The organism is Streptomyces sp. NPDC002787 (assembly GCF_053592095.1).
The window spans coordinates 1-18,168 of sequence record NZ_JBSFVC010000053.1 but is presented as its reverse complement, the minus strand read 5'-3'; the positions used below and the strand labels follow the sequence as shown (position 1 = coordinate 18,168).

At 70.6% G+C, this 18,168-nt stretch carries 16 protein-coding genes; 12 read left to right on the top strand and 4 right to left on the bottom strand.

Annotation, left to right across the window (positions count from 1 at the left end):
- Nucleotides 1-126 precede the first annotated feature (126 nt).
- The 5 genes from galT to ACWD26_RS41240 all read left to right on the top strand — a co-directional run bounded on the left by galT (nucleotide 127) and on the right by ACWD26_RS41240 (nucleotide 3,934).
- The gene (gene galT, locus ACWD26_RS41260; RefSeq protein WP_451278427.1) at nucleotides 127-1,188 is read left to right on the top strand and encodes a galactose-1-phosphate uridylyltransferase; all 1,062 of its coding nucleotides are present in this window, start codon (nucleotides 127-129) and stop codon (nucleotides 1,186-1,188) included.
- Nucleotides 1,185-2,147: a UDP-glucose 4-epimerase GalE gene (gene galE, locus ACWD26_RS41255; protein WP_451278425.1), complete on the top strand. Its 963-nt coding sequence runs from the start codon at nucleotides 1,185-1,187 to the stop codon at nucleotides 2,145-2,147. The genes galT and galE overlap by 4 nt, the downstream gene beginning before the upstream one ends.
- Nucleotides 2,148-2,217: 70 nt before the next feature.
- Entirely contained in the window at nucleotides 2,218-3,378 is a 1,161-nt protein-coding gene (gene galK / locus ACWD26_RS41250) for a galactokinase (RefSeq protein ID WP_451278423.1), read from the top strand.
- A gap of 53 nt (nucleotides 3,379-3,431) precedes the next feature.
- A complete protein-coding gene (locus ACWD26_RS41245; RefSeq protein ID WP_152169459.1) occupies nucleotides 3,432-3,686 on the top strand; it encodes a type II toxin-antitoxin system Phd/YefM family antitoxin in 255 nt (84 codons plus the stop codon).
- On the top strand, nucleotides 3,683-3,934 hold the full coding sequence (locus tag ACWD26_RS41240; RefSeq protein WP_451278421.1) for a type II toxin-antitoxin system RelE family toxin: 252 nt from the start codon (nucleotides 3,683-3,685) through the stop codon (nucleotides 3,932-3,934). Before ACWD26_RS41245 ends, ACWD26_RS41240 begins: the two co-directional genes overlap by 4 nt.
- A gap of 36 nt (nucleotides 3,935-3,970) precedes the next feature.
- Here the strand turns inward: ACWD26_RS41240 and ACWD26_RS41235 are convergent, their stop codons facing one another.
- On the bottom strand, nucleotides 3,971-4,414 hold the full coding sequence (locus tag ACWD26_RS41235) for a GNAT family N-acetyltransferase (protein WP_451278419.1): 444 nt from the start codon (nucleotides 4,412-4,414) through the stop codon (nucleotides 3,971-3,973).
- Between the two features lie 263 nt (nucleotides 4,415-4,677).
- On the opposite strand from ACWD26_RS41235, the gene ACWD26_RS41230 reads away from it, so the two are divergent.
- Entirely contained in the window at nucleotides 4,678-5,460 is a 783-nt protein-coding gene (locus ACWD26_RS41230) for a LuxR C-terminal-related transcriptional regulator (protein WP_451278417.1), read from the top strand.
- A gap of 80 nt (nucleotides 5,461-5,540) precedes the next feature.
- Here ACWD26_RS41230 and tamR read toward each other — a convergent pair whose 3' ends face one another.
- Complete coding sequence (gene tamR, locus ACWD26_RS41225) at nucleotides 5,541-6,038, bottom strand: MarR family transcriptional regulator TamR (protein WP_045556258.1); 498 nt, start codon at nucleotides 6,036-6,038, stop codon at nucleotides 5,541-5,543.
- A gap of 181 nt (nucleotides 6,039-6,219) precedes the next feature.
- On the opposite strand from tamR, the gene ACWD26_RS41220 reads away from it, so the two are divergent.
- The 5 genes from ACWD26_RS41220 to ACWD26_RS41200 all read left to right on the top strand — a co-directional run bounded on the left by ACWD26_RS41220 (nucleotide 6,220) and on the right by ACWD26_RS41200 (nucleotide 13,037).
- On the top strand, nucleotides 6,220-7,038 hold the full coding sequence (locus ACWD26_RS41220) for a trans-aconitate 2-methyltransferase (RefSeq protein WP_451278461.1): 819 nt from the start codon (nucleotides 6,220-6,222) through the stop codon (nucleotides 7,036-7,038).
- Nucleotides 7,035-7,394 carry a VOC family protein gene (locus ACWD26_RS41215; RefSeq protein ID WP_451278414.1) on the top strand — a complete coding sequence of 120 codons (360 nt, stop codon included), beginning with the start codon at nucleotides 7,035-7,037 and terminating at the stop codon, nucleotides 7,392-7,394. Before ACWD26_RS41220 ends, ACWD26_RS41215 begins: the two co-directional genes overlap by 4 nt.
- 121 nt (nucleotides 7,395-7,515) lie before the next feature.
- Nucleotides 7,516-8,880 (top strand): MFS transporter, encoded by a 1,365-nt coding sequence (locus ACWD26_RS41210; protein ID WP_451278412.1) that lies wholly within the window; start codon nucleotides 7,516-7,518, stop codon nucleotides 8,878-8,880.
- A gap of 765 nt (nucleotides 8,881-9,645) precedes the next feature.
- Nucleotides 9,646-10,512 carry a PaaX family transcriptional regulator gene (locus ACWD26_RS41205; RefSeq protein ID WP_451278410.1) on the top strand — a complete coding sequence of 289 codons (867 nt, stop codon included), beginning with the start codon at nucleotides 9,646-9,648 and terminating at the stop codon, nucleotides 10,510-10,512.
- A 446-nt stretch (nucleotides 10,513-10,958) separates the two neighbouring features.
- Nucleotides 10,959-13,037 (top strand): glycosyltransferase family 4 protein, encoded by a 2,079-nt coding sequence (locus ACWD26_RS41200; RefSeq protein ID WP_451278408.1) that lies wholly within the window; start codon nucleotides 10,959-10,961, stop codon nucleotides 13,035-13,037.
- Nucleotides 13,038-13,247: 210 nt separating this feature from the next.
- On the opposite strand, the gene ACWD26_RS41195 is transcribed toward ACWD26_RS41200, so the two are convergent.
- On the bottom strand, nucleotides 13,248-13,925 hold the full coding sequence (locus tag ACWD26_RS41195) for a TetR/AcrR family transcriptional regulator (RefSeq protein WP_033524913.1): 678 nt from the start codon (nucleotides 13,923-13,925) through the stop codon (nucleotides 13,248-13,250).
- A complete protein-coding gene (locus tag ACWD26_RS41190) occupies nucleotides 13,922-14,953 on the bottom strand; it encodes an acyl-CoA desaturase (RefSeq protein ID WP_451278406.1) in 1,032 nt (343 codons plus the stop codon). The genes ACWD26_RS41195 and ACWD26_RS41190 overlap by 4 nt, the downstream gene beginning before the upstream one ends.
- 384 nt (nucleotides 14,954-15,337) lie before the next feature.
- Between ACWD26_RS41190 and ppc the strand changes: the two genes are divergently transcribed.
- Entirely contained in the window at nucleotides 15,338-18,070 is a 2,733-nt protein-coding gene (gene ppc, locus ACWD26_RS41185) for a phosphoenolpyruvate carboxylase (protein ID WP_451278404.1), read from the top strand.
- The last annotated feature ends 98 nt before the right edge of the window (nucleotides 18,071-18,168 follow it).

The window sequence follows — 18,168 nt, the reverse complement described above, 5'->3', positions numbered from 1 at the left end:
TTCGGTTGGCATTCTGGTGATCTTTGTTTGTTTTTGATGGTGACGACGATGGGGACTTGTGCTTTGATGTGTTCGGTTCTGTTTGATGACTTGATTGCCTGATGCGGTACGGATGGGGAGTCCGGCGTGAAGAAGACCTCGACCCGGCTGGCAGACGGTCGTGAGCTGATCTACTACGACCTGCGCGACGACACCGTGCGCGACGCGGTGGACAAGCGGCCCCTGGAGCCCACCGTCACCACTTCGGAGGTACGCCGGGACCCGCTGCTCGGTGACTCCGTCGCGATCGCCTCGCACCGCCAGGGCCGCACCTACCACCCCCCGGCGAACGAATGTCCGCTCTGCCCCTCCGAGGGTGACCGGCTCAGCGAGATCCCCGACTCCTCGTACGACGCCGTGGTGTTCGAGAACCGCTTCCCGTCGCTGGCCGGTGACTCCGGCCGCTGCGAGGTCGTCTGCTTCACCTCGGACCACAACGCGTCCTTCGCCGACCTGACCGAGGAGCAGGCCCGCCTCGTCCTGGAGGCGTGGACCGACCGCACGGCGGAGCTGTCGCATCTCCCCTCCGTCGAGCAGGTGTTCTGCTTCGAGAACCGCGGTGCCGAGATCGGTGTGACCCTGGGGCACCCGCACGGGCAGATCTACGCGTACCCCTTCACCACACCCCGTACCGCGCTGATGCTGCGCTCCCTGGCGGCCCACAAGGACGCCACGGGCGGCGAGAACCTCTTCGACGCCGTCCTGGAACGGGAGCTCGCCGACGAGCGGGTCGTGCTCCAGACCAAGCACTGGGTCGCCTTCGTGCCGTACGCGGCGCACTGGCCGTACGAGATACACCTCTACCCCAAGCGCCGCGTGCCCGACCTGCTCGCGCTCGACGAGGACGCCCGCTCAGAATTCCCCAAGGTCTATCTGGAACTCTTGAGGCGCTTCGACCGGATCTTCGGCGAGGGTGAGCCTCCGACGCCGTACATCGCGGCCTGGCACCAGGCCCCGTTCGGCACATTGGAGGAGTTCGACGGCGTCCACCGCGACGACTTCGCGCTCCACCTCGAGCTTTTCACCATCCGCCGCACCTCCGGCAAGCTGAAGTTCCTCGCGGGTTCCGAATCCGGCATGAACGTGTTCATCAACGACGTGCCGCCGGAGCGCGCGGCCGAGCGACTGCGAGAGGTAGCGAGTTCATGAGCGGTAAGTACCTGGTCACCGGTGGCGCGGGCTATGTCGGCAGCGTGGTCGCCCAGCATCTGCTGGAGGCGGGCCACGAGGTCGTCGTGCTCGACAACCTCTCGACCGGCTTCCGCGAGGGCGTCCCCGCGGGCGCGTCCTTCATCGAGGGCGACATCCGCGACGCCGCCAAGTGGCTGGACGACTCCTTCGACGCCGTCCTCCACTTCGCCGCGTTCTCGCAGGTCGGCGAGTCCGTGGTGAAGCCCGAGAAGTACTGGGACAACAACGTCGGCGGCACCATGGCCCTGCTCGGCGCGATGCGCGAGGCGGGCGTCCGCAAGCTGGTCTTCTCCTCCACGGCCGCCACGTACGGTGAGCCGGAGAGCACCCCGATCGTGGAGTCCGCGCCGACGAAGCCGACCAACCCCTACGGCGCCTCCAAGCTGGCCGTCGACCACATGATCACGGGTGAGGCGGCGGCCCACGGCCTGGGCGCCGTCTCGCTGCGCTACTTCAACGTGGCCGGCGCGTACGGCGCGTGCGGTGAGCGCCACGACCCCGAGTCGCACCTCATCCCGCTGGTCCTCCAGGTCGCGCAGGGCCGCCGCGAGGCGATCTCCGTCTTCGGCGACGACTACCCGACCCCCGACGGCACCTGCATCCGCGACTACATCCACGTGGCGGACCTGGCCGAGGCGCACCTGCTGGCGGTCGCCGCCGCACAGCCCGGCGAACACCTCATCTGCAACCTCGGCAACGGCAACGGCTTCTCGGTGCGGGAAGTGATCGAGACCGTCAGGCAGGTGACGGGCCACCCCATCCCGGAGGTGGTCGCGCCGCGCCGCGCCGGCGACCCGGCGACCCTGGTCGCCTCCGCCGCCACGGCCCGCGAACGGCTCGGCTGGAACCCGTCCCGCGCGGACCTCGCGGAGATCGTCGCGGACGCCTGGAAGTTCGCGCAGGCACACGCCAAGTAGTGTGCCGGGTCGGCCAGTTCGTTGGTCGATCCAGTTCGTCGGTTGAGTACGGAAAGGTCAGGGTCAGGGGATGAGCGAGGCTGTCGTCGTCGCCGAGCGGTTCGAGGAGCTGTACGGGGCGGAGCCGGAGGGAGTGTGGGCCGCGCCGGGCCGGGTGAACCTCATCGGCGAGCACACCGACTACAACGACGGCTTCGTCATGCCCTTCGCCCTGCCGCACACCACCGTCGCGGCGGTGTCCCGGCGCACGGACGGCCGTCTGCGCCTGCACTCCGACGACGTCGAGGGCGGCGTGGTCGAGCTGACCCTGGACGACCTCACCCCCGAGGCCGACCGCGGCTGGACCGCGTACCCCTCCGGCGTCGTCTGGGCCCTGCGCGAGGCCGGCCACACGGCGGTGACCGGCGCGGACATCCACCTCACGTCGACGGTCCCGACGGGCGCGGGCCTCTCCTCCTCCGCGGCCCTCGAAGTGGTCGTGGCCCTCGCCCTCAACGACCTCTTCTCCCTCGGCCTGAAGGGCTGGCAGCTGGCCCGCCTGTGCCAGCGCGCGGAGAACGTCTACGTCGGCGCCCCGACCGGGATCATGGACCAGACGGCGTCCGCGTGCTGCGAGGCCGGCCACGCCCTGTTCCTCGACACCCGGGACCTCTCCCAGCGGCAGATCCCCTTCGACCTGGCCGCCGAGGGCATGCAGCTCCTCGTCGTCGACACCCAGGTCAAGCACTCCCACAGCGAGGGCGAGTACGGCAAGCGCCGCGCCGGCTGCGAGAAGGGCGCGGCCCTGCTCGGCGTCGACGCGCTGCGGGACGTCGCCTACGAGGACCTGTCCTCGGCCTTGGACCGCCTCGGCGACGAGGAGGGGGTCCGCCGCCTGGTCCGCCACATCGTGACGGAGAACCACCGGGTGGAACAGGTCGTCTCCCTCCTTCAGTCGGGCGAGACCCGCGCGATCGGCCCCGTGCTGGTCGAGGGCCACGCCTCCCTGCGCGACGACTTCCGCATCTCCTGCCCCGAACTGGACCTCGTCGTCGACACGGCCCTGTCGGCCGGCGCCCTCGGCGCCCGCATGACCGGCGGCGGCTTCGGCGGCTCGGCGATCGTCCTCGTCGACGCCACCGACGCCGACGCGGTGACCAAGGCGGTGGAGGAGGCCTTCGCCGAGGCCGGATTCACAGCACCCCGGGTGTTCGTGGCGGTGCCTTCGGCGGGGGCGCGGCGGGTTTCCTGACTTGAACAGTGCATGATGATGCCACAAGGTTCACCTTGTGGCATCATCGCTGCATGACTGAGATTGCGATCAGCGCGGCCCGCTCCCAACTCGGCGACCTCGTCCGGCGGGCCGCCCACGGCCGCGAGACCATCGCCCTCACCGACCACGGCCACGTGGCCGCGCTTCTCGTCTCGCCGCAGGTCATAGAGGATCTCGAAGACGCCCTGGCCGTCGCCGACTATCAGCGGCGCAAGGCCGAGGGAACGCTCGAGCCCGGTATCCCCATGGCAGAGGTACGCAGGCGACTGGGGCTCGAACAGCAGTGACCTACGAGATCACCTTCGAGCCGCACGCTCTCAACTCCGCGGCCCGATTCCTGGAAGAGGACCCAAGCGGCCTCGCCTTGCTCCTGGACACCATCGACAAGCTGGCCGACGACCCGCGGCCGGCGGGGTCGATTCCGTACGGGACACCTGACATCCGCCGCCTGCACGTCGGCGATTACCGGGTTCTGTATGTCATCGACGACGACGTGATCCGCATCCTTGTCACGCATCTGGGCCGCACCCCGTAGTAGCGGCGGCAGCCGGTGGCTTCGTCATCCCACGGCTCAGCCCAGTCTCTTCGTCAGCGTGTACTCCGTGATCCCCGGCGGATAGTCGGGGATCACGCACACCACCTCGTAGCCGAGCCGCCGGTAGAAGTCCGGGGCCTGGAAGTCCCAGGTCTCCACGCGGGCCGCGCGGCAGCCGCGTTCGCGGGCGGCCATGCGTTCGGCTCGCGAGAGCAGATGCGAACCGAGACCCGCTCCCCGGTGCCGTGCGTCCACCCAGAGATACGTGAGGTGGAGCCAGGTCGCCCAGGTGTGGCCGACCAGTCCGCCGGCGAGGGCGCCCGCCTCGTCCAGGGCCCACACCTGGAGCGGAAGTTCCCGTTCACCAGGGGTTCCGCGCAGGTCCCGGAGCACCGGCGAAGCCGCGGTGTCGCTGGCGCGCAGTCGGGAACGCAGCAATTGGCTTCGTTCCTTGTCGACTTCTGTCTCGATACGGAACATGCGGCACACCATAAACGCGCTGGACAACCAGTTCTGCAAATTACCTTCCGCTCCCGCCCCCCGGCCGTACCCTGATGAACAGCGCCGGTGGGGGCCGGTGCTGATCAGGGGGCGAGACAGCCGGGTACGACGCCCGGAGTGGGGGTAGCGGTTCAACACGGCGGCGGCCGTGTCGGCTGCGGCGTCCCCGTCCCAGGTGTAAACCGGGGAACACTCCGGGCGCCGTACCTGCGCCGGTCGTCCCCCGACCAGTGGGGGTTTCAGTGGTTCGCATCCGAGTCCTGGTCGTCGACGACCACCGTATCTTCGCCGAGTCGCTGGCCGCGGCCCTCGCCGCCGAGCCGGACGTGGACGTGTCCGCCGCCGGCAGCGGCCCCGCCGCGCTGCGCTGTCTGGACCGCGCGGCGGCCGAGGGGCGGAAGTTCGACGTCCTGCTGGTCGACGCCGACCTGGGGGGACACGCTCATGTCCCCGGCGCGCGTCCGGCGGCCGTGCCCGTGGCCGACGGCAGCGAGGACGGCCTCGTGGACGGCATATCGCTCGTCACGGGCGTACGTTCGGGACAGCCGAGCGTACGGACCGTCGTACTCGCCGAGAAGGACGATCCGCGCCGGGCCGCACTCGCCCTGCAGGCGGGGGCGTCCGGGTGGGTCGCCAAGGACTGCTCGCTGTCCCGGCTGCTCACGGTGATCCGGGGCGTGCTGCGCGACGAGACACATCTGCCGCCCGCGCTGCTCACCGGCGTCCTGCGGGAGCTGACCGCCGCGCGCAAGCACCGCACAGAGAGCGAGCGGCTCGTGGAGTCCCTCACCCCGCGTGAGCGGGAAGTGCTTCGGTGCATGGTGGCGGGGCTGGGGCGCAAGGCCGTCGCCGAGCGCCTGTTCCTCTCGCCGCACACCGTCCGCACACATATGCAGAACGTCCTCGGGAAGCTGGGCGTCCACTCCACCCTCGCCGCCGTGGCGCTCGCACGCCGGGCCGGTGTCGGGCCCGTCGACCTGGGGCCTGCCGGGCGGATCATGCCGGAGGAAAGCAGCAGCGCCTGACAACCGCCGGAGAGTGACGACAACGCGGCAGAGGTGAGTGCCACACCCCGCGTCTCCGGCAGGATCCGCCCGGCAGGCCCTCAGCCGGGGATGTTGTCGAACGGGGCGGTCAACTGGCGTAGCAGCCCCGCCAGTTCGCCCCGCTGGGCGCGGGACAGCTCGGCCAGGATCGCCCGCTCCTGGTCGAGCAGCCCGGCGAGCGCCTGGTCCGCCCGGTCCCGGCCCTCGTCCGTCAGCCGCACGAGCACGCCCCGACGGTCACTGGGGTCGGGCAGCCGTTCGACCAGGCCCTTCTTGGTCAGCCGGTCGATACGGTTCGTCATCGTGCCCGAGGTCACCAGTGTCTGCGTCAGCAGCTGACCCGGGGAGAGCTGATACGGGTTCCCGGCGCGCCGCAGCGCGGTCAGCACGTCGAACTCCCACGGCTCCAGCTGGTGCTCGGCGAACGCCAGCCGGCGCGCACGATCCAGGTGCCGGGCCAGTCTGCTCACCCGGCTGAGTACTTCCAGCGGCTCCACGTCGAGGTCGGGGCGCTCCCGGCGCCACGCTGCGACCAGCCGATCGACCTCGTCCTCCATGACGATCAGTGTAGTGGTTGTGTCGACATGAAGTCTCTTGAGATCGAGATGATTAGTGTCAAGTCTCTTGACTTCGAGATACCTGCGCTACGAGAGTGGGGTGCTGGAGCCGGTGACGGGCGCGCAGGCGGCCCCACCGGAGTCCGAAGGATTCGCGAGCGATCACGAGGAGGTCATCCCCATGTCCGCCACCAGCCCCACCTGGGACCCCCGGCAGTACCTGCGTCACGCCGGCCACCGCGCCCGCGCCTTCGTCGACCTGCTCGCCCACACCCCCGAACCGCCGTCGGAGGACCCGCGCATCGCCGACCTTGGCTGCGGTCCCGGCAACGTCACCCGCCTCCTCGCCGACCGCTGGCCCACCGCGCACATCACCGGGTACGACAACTCGCCCGAGATGCTCGACAAGGCCCACGTCGACCACGAGGGGCCCACCCCGGGCGGCGGCCGCATCGACTTCGCCGCGGCCGACGTCCGCACCTGGGCGCCCGTGGAGCCGTACGACCTGATCGTCAGCAACGCCACCTTCCAGTGGGTTCCCGGGCACCTCGACCGCTTCCCCGCCTGGATCGACACCCTCGCGCCCGGTGGCACCTTCGCCTTCCAGGTCCCCGGCAACTTCGACTCGCCCAGCCACCGCCTCATGCGCGAACTCGCCCACTCCGCCCGCTGGCAGGACCGGCTCGGCGACACCCTCCGCCACGACGACGCGGTCCACGCCCCCGCCGACTACCTCACCGCCCTCGCCGACCTCGGCTGCGAGGTCGACGCGTGGGAGACGGCGTACGTCCACCTCCTCCAGGGCGAGGACCCGGTCCTCGACTGGGTCAAGGGAACGGGGCTGCGGCCGATCCTCACCGAACTGGGCGCGGACGCCGAGCCGTTCGTCGCCGAGTACCGGGCGGCCCTGCGCGAGGCCTATCCGGCCACCGCGCACGGCACGCCGTACCCGTTCCGCCGCATCTTCGCCGTCGCCCGCAAGCCGGAGGGGCACCGGTGATCACCGCGATCGACCACGTCCTCCTCGCCGCACCGCCGGGCACGGAGGAGCGGCTGCGGGCGTACTACGTCGGCGTCCTCGGGATGACGGAAATCCCGAAGCCGCCCGCCCTCGCGGTGCGGGGCGGGTGCTGGTTCGGGGCAGGGCAGGCGATCCTGCACCTCGGCGCCGAGGCGGGTTTCCGGGCACCGAGGAAGGCCCATCCCGGGCTGCGGGTCCGCGACATCGACGCGTACGCGGCCCGCTTGGTCGCGCAGGGAGTGCCGGTCGTCTGGGACAGCGACCTGCCGGGCCATCGGCGGTTCTACTCCGAGGATCCGGTGGGGAACCGGTTGGAGTTCCTGGAGCCGGTCTGAGAGGGCCGCCAGCGCCGCCTTCGTTCAAGTCGATGTTGTGCAGAATATTGACGGCAGATAGATGCGCGCCTACCTTCGCGGTGTTCCTCCCTCGTTCCCCCTTAGCTCCAGGGAGACCCGCATGCCCCCGTCCCCCCTCCCCAACTCCGCCGAACAGGCCGAACAGGCGCGGCGTACAAGGCAGTTGCGTCGTGTCGCGTTCTCCGGGCTGCTCGGTACGGCCGTCGAGTTCTACGACTTCCTCGTCTACGGAACGGTCGCCGCGCTCGTCTTCGGTGAGCTCTTCTTCCCGGGCGCCGACCCTGCCGTGGGCACCATCGCCGCGTTCGGCACCTTCGCCGCCGGATACGTCGCCCGCCCGCTCGGCGGCATCGTCTTCGGCCACTTCGGCGACCGGCTCGGCCGCAAGTCCATGCTGCTGCTGACCATGGGACTGATGGGTGGCGCGAGCTTCCTCATCGGTCTGCTGCCGACCTACGACACCATCGGCGTCTGGGCGCCCGTCCTCCTGATCACCCTGCGGGTGCTGCAGGGCATCGCCATCGGCGGCGAATGGGGCGGCGCCACGCTGATGGTCGTCGAACACGCCGGGGAGAAGCGGCGCGGACTGTGGTCCAGCTTCACGCAGATGGGAGCACCGCTCGGCTCCCTGCTCTCCTCCCTCGTCGTCACCCTCGTCGTCGCCATGCCCCGCGACGAGTTCGCCGCCTGGGGCTGGCGCGTGCCGTTCCTGCTCAGCGTCGTCCTGCTCGGTGTCGGCCTCTTCGTCCGGCTGAAGGTGGTCGAGAGCCCGCTCTTCACCAAGGTCAAGAAGGACCGTGCCGAGGCCCGGATGCCGGTCCTCGACGTACTGCGCCGGCCGCGCGCGCTGGTGCTCGCCGCGTGCGTCGGCATCGGCGCCTTCACCGCCCAGTCGCTGCTGACCAGCTACCTCATCGCGTACGCCACCGGTATCGGCTATCCCCGGCCGCAGGTGCTGACCGCGCTCACCGTCTCGGCGTCCGTCGCGCTCGTCGTGCTGCCGTGCGCGTCGGCGCTCTCCGACCGCGTCGGCCGCCGCCCGGTCGTCCTCGCCGGAGCGATCGCCTCCGCCGCGCTCGCCTTCCCCGTGCTCGCGCTGGTGGACTCCGGGTCGCCGGGACTGCTGATCCTCGCTGTCGTGCTGGGCCACGGCTTCGCCCAGTCCGTGATGTACGGGCCGCTGGGGGCGCTGCTCACCGAGATGTTCGGGACCAGGGTCCGCTACACCGGGGCGTCGCTCGGGTATCAGCTGGCCACCCTGATCGGTGCCGGGTTCTCCCCGATGATCGCCGGGAGTCTGGTGGCGGCCAACGGTGGATCCAGCACGCCTGTCGCGCTGCTGGTGTGCGGGGGCGCGGCGATCACCGCCGTGACGGTGTGGTTCGTACGGGAGACGCACCAGGACTCGCTGGGGGAGGCGTCGTCCCTCCGGGAGGGGGCCGCGAAGGAGGAGGTGCCCTCGTAGGCGGCATGGGCTCCGCCGGGGAGGGGACGGGGGACTGCGGGTCGTCGCTCGGCTGCGGCCGGGTGGGGCTTCTCGCGCAGTTCCCCGCGCGCCGGCGCCCCGATTCCGCCCCTCGACCCGCACGGCCCCCGGACCGCCGCGCCGGCCTTCGACCCGCACGGCCCCCGGACCGCCGCGCCGGCCTTCGGCCCGCACCGGCGCCCGGACCGCCGCGCCGGCCTTCGGCCCGCACCGGCGCCCGGACCGCCGCACTGGCCCTCGGCCCGCACCGGCCTTCGGCCCGCACCGGCGCCCGGACCGCCGCACTGGCCCTTGGCCCGCACCGGCCTTCGGCCCGCACCGGCCTTCGGCCCGCACCGGCGCCCGGACCGCCGCACTGGCCCTTGGCCCGCACCGGCCTTCGGCCCGCACCGGCGCCCGGACCGCCGCACTGGCCCTTGGCCCGCACCGGCCCTCGGCCCGCGCCGGCCCCGGCCTGGACGGTCCCGTGATCAAGCGGTTCCCGGCCCGACCAGTCGCGTGATCAAGGGGCCCCCGGCCTCGGCCGGATCAGGCGCGTAAGCGAGCGCCCCCCGCCTCGGTCGAATCAGGCGCGTAAGCGAGCGGCCCCGGCCTCGGCCGGATCAGGCCCGCGAGCAAGCCGCCCCGGACCCAAGCCCTCGGATCAAGCCCGCGAGCAGAAGCGGCCCGGCCTCCGGATCAGGTCGTGAGCGAGCGGCCCCCGGCCCCTGACCAGGGCCCAACCGCACCCGTACCCTTACCGCTGTGGAGGACGAGATCCTGGACGCCGGTGTCGTCGACTCGCCGCAGTTGCGGCCGCAGTCGCTTGTGCTCTCCTTCTTCGGGAATCACGTGCTGGACCTCGGGGAAGGCGACCTCGGCGTGTACTCGGGGAGCATCATCGACGTGCTCGGCCGGGTCGGCACGGGCGAGCAGGCCGTGCGGTCGACGCTGACGCGGATGGTGAACCGGGGGCTGCTGCGGCGGCAGCGCGAGGGCCGGCGGATGTTCTTCGGGCTCACTCCGCACGCGGGGGACATCCTGCGCGACGGCGGACAGCGCATCTGGCGCGACGGCGCCGTGAACGAGGACTGGGACGGCACCTGGACCCTCCTCGGCTTCTCCCTCCCCGAGTCCTGGCAGCGCCAGCGGCACGATCTGCGCTCCCGGCTCACCTGGTCGGGATTCGGCGCCCTCTACAGCGGCCTGTGGATCGCGCCGGGCCGGGTCGACGTGCGGGAGATCGTCTCCGAACTGGGGCTGGACGCGCACGTGAAGGTGTTCCACGCGCAGGCCGACGAGTTCACCGACATCGGGCTGATGATCCGCGAGAGCTGGGACCTGGAGGTCCTCGCCGCGCGGTACGTGGCCTTCGACAAGCGCTGGACCACCGCCGACCTCGCCGCGGCCGACCCGATCGCGGCCCGGCTGCGGCTGGTCGCCGAGTGGCTGCGCATCATCCGCACCGACCCCCGGCTGCCCGTCCAGCATCTGCCGGCGGAGTGGCCCGCGCGGCAGGCCCAGGACACGTTCCGGCGCATCGCGGAACAGACGGCGGGCCCGGCCGGCCGAAGGGCGGCGGAGGTTCTGGAAACGACCCCGCTGCGGCCCATCGCGCCTGAAAGGCCGTAGGTAAAGCGGAGTTTTATATTCCGCGCACGATGCCCGTGGTGTGGAAGTGGCTGATATTGTTCTTTGGCTTTCCTTTGTGAAGGATATATTCTCGGTTCACTTTTTGTTGTCTCTCGCATGCGGTTCGGGGAAGCGGGAGTCTGGCTGTGACCAGGGGGGATCTTGGGCCAGTGAGTATCTGTTGAGCTGTCCGGCGCGCTTGACGGGGTTTGTGACGCGCGCCACATAGGCTTTTCGCCGTCCGGCTGGAATTTCTCCGCGCGACGCGCTTTGCGCGCGTCCCTTCGCGGCCTGCCGGTCGGTCGATTTCCGCTGCGTCGATTCATTTATTTCTTGATTGCCGACCACATATATGGCCGTGCCCGCTCGCATCCCCCTGACCTGACCGACAGGGGGCGCGGTCGCGATGCCGCCCGCGCCCGGGCGGTTTGCCAGGGGGAAAACATATGAAGATCGCATTCCTGATCAACAATGCCTACGGCATCGGCGGCACCATCCGCTCGACAGCCAACCTGTCGGCCGCGTTCGCCGACCGGCACGACGTCGAGGTCGTCAGCATCCACCGCTCCCGCGACGAACCGGCCCTTCCGTTCGACCCGCGCGTACGCCTGACCTCACTGATCGACCTCCGCGAAGGAACCCCTGGTTACGAGGGCGACCACCCGCTCACCAAGCTGCCCGGCACGATGTTCCCGTACACCGGAGCCACCGGGACCATGCCCTACACCGCCCTCCAGGACGAACGCATCGGCGACTTCCTCGCCCGCACCGGGGCCGACGTCGTCATCGCCACCCGCCCGGACCTCAACGGCTACCTCGCCCGAGACGGCCGCCGCCGCTATCTGCGCGTCGGCCAGGAACACCTGAGCCTCGACCAGTACCGGGAACCACTGCGCACCCACCAGAACGACGCCATCGCCGGCCTCGACGCCTACGTCACCGTCTCCGAGGCCGACGCCGCCCAGTACCGCGCTGCCCTGCCCGACGTCACCACCACCATCGTCTGCGTCCCCAACGGGGTCCAGGCCCCCGCCGTCGAACGCTCCACACTGGACTCGCGGGTCATCGTCGCCGCAGGCCGGCTCATCCCCATCAAGCGGTACGACCGGCTGGTGAACGCCTTCGCCAAGGTGGCCGCCGAACACCCCGGCTGGACCCTGCGGATCTACGGACGCGGCCCGCAGAAGCAGAACCTGCGCGAGCAGATCGACCGGCTCTCCCTGCACGACCGGGTCTTCCTCATGGGAGCGGTCTCACCGATCGAGACCGAATGGGCCAAGGGCGCCGTCGCCGCCGTCTCCTCCGACATGGAGTCCTTCGGCATGACCATCGTCGAGGCCATGCACTGCGGGGTCCCCGTCGTCGCCACCGACTGCCCGCACGGCCCCGGCGAGATCATCACCCATGGCGAGGACGGCCTCCTCGTCCCGCTCGACGGGGACGTCGACGCCTACGCCGACGCGCTGAAACGAATCGTCACCGACGGGGACCTGCGCGAGCGGCTCGGCAAGGGGGCCCTCACGAAGGCCGAGACGTACGCGCCCTCCGTCATCGCCGGCCGCTACGAGGCCCTCTTCGAGGAGCTGTCCACGTCACGGCGCCGCAGACGGGACGGCGGCGTGGCCCGGCTGAGACAGCTCGCCGCCCGTGCCGTACGCCCGCGTTCCACGAAGGCGGTCACGTCGGCCGCCGCCGAGGGGAGCGCTCCCACCCCCACCGCGCACGCCCGCGCGACCGCCGACGGTGGCGTCACCGTCCTCCTCGACCGCGCCGAGCTGCCCTCCGGACCCCTCGACTTCATCGCCCGGCTGCGCCGCGACCCCGGGAAGCGGCAGGTCCGCGTGCCGGTGCTGCCGAGCGCCGACGCGCCGGACACCGTGGCCCAGGCGACCCTCCGCCAGTCCGAGCACACCCTCGCCGAGGGGCGCTGGGACTGCTATGTCGCACCGCGCGGCACGAACAAGCGGGTACGGCTGACCGTACGGCTGGTGGAGCAGGCCGCGCTGGTCGGGCGGGCGCCGAGTGCCGATCAGCGGGGGGTGGCGGCGTGGATCCCGTACCCGACCGTCGACGGGTTCCTCGCGCTGCGGACGTGGCTGCGGCCCGCGCACGCGGAGATCGACGCCGTCGAGGTGGGCGAGGGTTCGGTGACCGTGACCGGGACGGTCCACGGGGCCGCCGCGTCGGTGGGTGAGGACGCCGTGGCCCACGTGGTCTCCCGGACCGATACCGCGTACGACTTCACCGTGGCCGCGTGGGCCGTGGGGGAGCGGGGCTTCCGGTTCACCGTCCCCTACGGCGAGATCATGGCTCGGCGCAGCGTCGAGCACGATCTGTGGGATCTGCGGCTGGGGGACGTGCCGGTCGGGCGGATCGGGGGCGACGTGGTGGAGCGGCGGAAGACCGATCTGGTGCCCGGGCAGGTGTTCGAGCATGGTGAGCGGGGGCGGACTCGGGTGCGGCCGTACTTCACCGTGAACAACGACCTGGCGCTCAGTGCGAAGGATGTGGAGGAGGGCGCCTGATAGCTCGGGGGTGCGGGTTCGTTGGCGGGTGCGGGGTTCGGTGGGGCTTCTCGCGCAGTTTCCCGCGCCCCTAAAAAGCAGGGGCTGCGCCCCCTGCTTTTCGGCCCGCAGCCCCGTCGTCTTCCAGGCCCGCGGGGCCTGGGCTTTCAGGGGCGCGGGGAACTGCGCGAGCGACCCCCACTCACCCGCACCCGAACGACAACCCCCCGCTCAGCTCTTCCGGTGTCCGATCAGCCGCGGCTTCTGGTTCAGGCCGTCCAGGCCGTGCCACGCCAGATTCACCAGGTGCGCCGCCACCTCCGCCTTCTTCGGGCGGCGGACGTCCAGCCACCACTGGCCCGTCAGCGCGACCATGCCGACCAGCGCCTGCGCGTACAGCGGCGCGAGCTTGGGGTCGAAGCCCCGGCTCTTGAACTCGCGGCCGAGGATGTCCTCCACCTGCGTGGCGATGTCGGAGATCAGGGACGCGAAGGAACCCGTCGACTGCGGGATGGGGGAGTCGCGGACCAGGATGCGGAAGCCGTCCGTGTACTCCTCGATGAAGTCCAGGAGCGCGAAGGCGGCCTGTTCGAGCAGTTCACGGGGGTGCCCCGCCGTCAGGGAACTGGTCACCATGTCCAGCAGCCGGCTCATCTCACGGTCCACCACCACCGCGTACAGCCCCTCCTTGCCGCCGAAGTGCTCGTACACCACCGGTTTGGACACCCCGGCCTTCGCCGCGATCTCCTCCACCGACGTGGCCTCGAAACCCTTCGCGGCGAAGAGGGCGCGGCCGACCTCCAGCAGCTGCGCTCGGCGCTCGGCGCCCGTCATCCGGGTGCGGCGCACACGCCGCGGCTTGTCATTGCTCGGGGTGCTGCTGGAGTCGGTCGCCACGGCGTCAATCATGCCGCCTCGGCGGACGCCTTCCGGTGCCGGGAGCCGTCCTCACCCGAGTTGCGCCTGGAATCGATACGCGAGCGTGACGGCCAGCGGACGTCGTACGCCCAGCCGAACACCTCGAACCAGCGGATGAGCCGGGCGGAGGAGTCCAGCTGACCGCGTTCGACACCGTGCCGGGCGGAGGTCGGGTCGGCGTGGTGCAGGTTGTGCCACGACTCGCCGCAGGAGAGCACCGCCAGCCACCACACGTTGCCCGAGCGGTCCCGGGACTTGAAGGGGCGCTTGCCGACCGCGTGGCAGATCGAGTTGATCGACCAGGTCACGTGGTGCAGCAGCGCCACCCGGACGAGCGAGCCCCAGAAGAACGCGGTGAACGCGCCCCACCAGGACATCGTCACCAGACCGCCGATCAGGGGAGGCAGGGCGAGGGAGAGAGCGGTCCAGAGGATGAACTGGCGGGAGATCGCCCTGAGCGTCCTGTCCTTGATCAGGTCCGGGGCGTACTTCTCCTGCGAGGTCTGCTCCTCGTCGAACATCCAGCCGATGTGTGCCCACCACAGGCCCTTCATCAGCGCGGGGACCGTCTCGCCGTACCGCCACGGCGAGTGTGGGTCACCCTCGGCGTCGGAGAACTTGTGATGCTTGCGGTGGTCGGCCACCCAGCGGACCAGCGGGCCCTCGACGGCCATCGAGCCGGCGATCGCCAGCGCGATCTTCAGCGGACGTTTGGCCTTGAACGAACCGTGTGTGAAATGCCGGTGGAAGCCGATCGTGATGCCGTGGCAGCCCAGGTAGTAGAAGAACACCAGCAGGCCGAGATCCAGCCAGCTCACGCCCCATCCCCAGGCCAGCGGCACCGCCGCGAGCAGGGCGAGGAACGGGACGGTGATGAAGAGGAGCAGGGTGATCTGCTCGATCGAACGCTTCCGCTCCCCGCCCAGCGTCGCCGACGGTGCGGAGGAGCCGGTGGAGTCGGAGCCTGGGGAACCGGTCGCATTCGGGGCGTCTTCGATCACATCGGACCTTGTGCTCATGGGCGTCCCCTGTGGGGTCGAGGGTGGAGAGAGGGGGAAGTGCCTGCGGCAACAGCGTGCGGGAGTCACCTGTCGGCTTTCCCTACGGTTCCGTAACCTACGGCATCGTAAGTATGGCAGCGCGGTGCCGGGCGGCAAGAGCCCGCAGGTCTGGCGCGTCCAGGTGTAACGGTGGGGCTCGGTGGACATGTGGCACTCAGTGCCGCCAAAGTGGCACCTGTCGCCCGGGGCGCGCAGGTGGCCACCTATCCTGGAGCCGGTCGGACAGCGCGGTCCGCTCCGAATCCAGCCCGGACGGCCAGGCCCCACCACAGCGGCCCGGCCCACCGGTCCCCACCCGGGTTCCCCTCCAGACGAGCTTCAACACTGCAAGGAGCCGCACCTGTGAGCAGTGCCGACGACCAGACCACCACGGTCAGCAGCGAACTGCGCGCCGACATCCGCCGACTGGGCGACCTGTTGGGCGAAACCCTCGTACGACAGGAGGGCCCCGAACTCCTGGAACTGGTCGAGCGGGTCCGCCGCCTGACCCGCGAGGACGGCGAAGCCGCCGCCGACCTGCTGCGCGGCACCGAACTGGAGACCGCCGCCAAGCTCGTCCGCGCCTTCTCCACCTACTTCCACCTCGCCAACGTCACCGAACAGGTGCACCGCGGCCGCGAGCTGAGGGCACGCCGTGCCGCCGAGGGCGGGCTCCTCGCCCGTACCGCCGATCGCCTGAAGGACGCCGACCCCGAACACCTGCGCGAAACGGTCCGGAACCTCAACGTCCGCCCCGTCTTCACCGCCCACCCCACCGAAGCCGCACGCCGGTCGGTACTCAACAAGCTCCGGCGCATCGCCGCGCTCCTGGAAACCCCCGTCATCGAATCCGACCGCCGCCGCTACGACACCCGACTGGCCGAGAACATCGACCTCGTCTGGCAGACGGACGAACTCCGGGTCGTACGGCCGGAACCCGCGGACGAGGCACGTAACGCCATCTACTACCTCGACGAACTCCACGCCGGCGCGGTCGGCGACGTCCTGGAGGACCTGACCGCGGAACTGCAGCGCGTCGGCGTCACCCTCCCCGACGCCACCCGCCCCCTCACCTTCGGCACCTGGATCGGCGGCGACCGCGACGGCAACCCCAACGTCACCCCCCAGGTGACCTGGGACGTCCTCATCCTCCAGCACGAACACGGCATCAACGACGCCCTCGACCTCATCGACGAACTACGCGGCTTCCTCTCCAACTCCATCCGCTACACCGGCGCCACCGAAGAACTGCTGTCATCACTCCAGGCCGACCTCGAGGCACTGCCCGAGATCAGCCCCCGCTACAAGCGCCTCAACGCCGAAGAGCCCTACCGCCTCAAGGTCACCTGCATCCGCCAGAAGCTGGAGAACACCAAGCAGCGCCTGGCCAAGGGCATCCCGCACGAGGAAGGCCGCGACTACCTCGGCACCGCCGAACTGCTCCACGACCTCACCCTCATCCAGACCTCCCTGCGCGAACACCGCGGCGGCCTCTTCGCCGACGGCCGCATGGACCGCACGATCCGCACCCTCTCCGCCTTCGGCCTCCAGCTCGCCACCATGGACGTCCGCGAACACGCTGACGCCCACCACCACGCCCTCGGCCAGCTCTTCGACCGCCTCGGCGAGGAATCCTGGCGCTACGAGGACATGCCCCGCGAGTACCGCCACAAGCTCCTCGCCCGCGAGCTGCGGTCCCGGCGGCCCCTGGCCCCGACGCCCGCACCCCTGGACGCCGCCGGCGCCAAGACCCTCGGCGTGTTCGAGACCGTCAAGAAGGCCCTCGCCGTCTTCGGCCCCGAGGTCATCGAGTCGTACATCATCTCGATGTGCCAGGGCGCGGACGACGTCTTCGCCGCCACGGTCCTCGCCCGCGAGGCCGGCCTCATCGACCTCCACGCCGGCTGGGCCAAGATCGGCATCGTCCCGCTGCTGGAGACCACGGACGAGCTCAAGGCCGCCGACACGATCCTGGAGGAGATGCTCGCCGACCCGTCGTACCGGCGGCTCGTCGCCCTCCGCGGAGACGTCCAGGAGGTCATGCTCGGCTACTCCGACTCGTCGAAGTTCGGCGGCATCACCACCTCGCAGTGGGAGATCCACCGCGCGCAGCGCCGCCTGCGTGACGTCGCCCACCGCTACGGCGTACGGCTGCGGCTCTTCCACGGCCGAGGCGGCACCGTCGGCCGCGGCGGCGGCCCCTCCCACGACGCGATCCTCGCGCAGCCCTGGGGCACCCTCGAAGGCGAGATCAAGGTGACCGAGCAGGGCGAGGTCATCTCCGACAAGTACCTCGTCCCCTCCCTCGCCAGAGAGAACCTGGAACTGACCGTCGCCGCCACCCTCCAGGCCTCCGCACTCCACACCGCCCCCCGCCAGTCCGTCGAAGCCCTGGCCCGCTGGGACGCGGCCATGGACGTCGTGTCGGACGCCGCACACGCCGCGTACCGCGAGCTCGTCGAGGACCCGGACCTGCCGACGTACTTCCTCGCGTCGACGCCGGTGGACCAGCTCGCCGACCTGCACCTCGGCTCACGGCCCTCCCGCCGCCCCGGCTCGGGCGTCTCCCTCGACGGACTGCGCGCCATCCCCTGGGTCTTCGGCTGGACCCAGTCACGGCAGATCGTGCCCGGCTGGTTCGGCGTCGGCTCCGGCCTGAAGGCACTCCGCGAGGCCGGCCTGGACACCGTGCTCGACGAGATGCACGAACAGTGGCACTTCTTCCGCAACTTCCTCTCCAACGTCGAGATGACGCTGGCCAAGACGGACCTGCGGATCGCCCAGCACTACGTCGACACCCTCGTCCCCGACGACCTCAAGCACGTCTTCGACACCATCAGGGCCGAACACGAGCTGACCGTCAGCGAGGTGCTCCGCATCACCGGCGAGGACAAGCTGCTCGACGCCAACCCCGTCCTCCAGCAGACCTTCTCCATCCGCGACGCCTACCTCGACCCCATCTCCTACCTCCAGGTCGCCCTCCTCAAGCGCCAGCGGGACGCTGCCGCCGCGGGGGAGGCGGCTGATCCGTTGCTGGCGCGGGCGTTGCTGCTCACGGTCAACGGCGTGGCGGCGGGGTTGCGCAACACGGGCTGACATCGAAGGGTTCGATCGCGGCTGACGGTCCGGTGGGGGCTGGTCGCGCAGTTCCCCACGCCCCTACAAGCCCGCTGCTTCTCAGGGGCGCGGGGAAC

Bases quoted from the DNA above. Each gene is read 5' to 3' on its own strand.
- galE (WP_451278425.1), top strand. From the start codon at position 1,185: ATGAGCGGTAAGTACCTGGTCACCGGTGGCGCGGGCTATGTCGGCAGC.
- galK (WP_451278423.1), top strand. From the start codon at position 2,218: ATGAGCGAGGCTGTCGTCGTCGCCGAGCGGTTCGAGGAGCTGTACGGG.
- ACWD26_RS41245 (WP_152169459.1), top strand. From the start codon at position 3,432: ATGACTGAGATTGCGATCAGCGCGGCCCGCTCCCAACTCGGCGACCTC.
- ACWD26_RS41235 (WP_451278419.1), bottom strand. From the start codon at position 4,414: ATGTTCCGTATCGAGACAGAAGTCGACAAGGAACGAAGCCAATTGCTG.
- tamR (WP_045556258.1), bottom strand. From the start codon at position 6,038: ATGGAGGACGAGGTCGATCGGCTGGTCGCAGCGTGGCGCCGGGAGCGC.
- ACWD26_RS41220 (WP_451278461.1), top strand. From the start codon at position 6,220: ATGTCCGCCACCAGCCCCACCTGGGACCCCCGGCAGTACCTGCGTCAC.
- ACWD26_RS41210 (WP_451278412.1), top strand. From the start codon at position 7,516: ATGCCCCCGTCCCCCCTCCCCAACTCCGCCGAACAGGCCGAACAGGCG.
- ACWD26_RS41200 (WP_451278408.1), top strand. From the start codon at position 10,959: ATGAAGATCGCATTCCTGATCAACAATGCCTACGGCATCGGCGGCACC.
- ACWD26_RS41195 (WP_033524913.1), bottom strand. From the start codon at position 13,925: ATGATTGACGCCGTGGCGACCGACTCCAGCAGCACCCCGAGCAATGAC.
- ACWD26_RS41190 (WP_451278406.1), bottom strand. From the start codon at position 14,953: ATGAGCACAAGGTCCGATGTGATCGAAGACGCCCCGAATGCGACCGGT.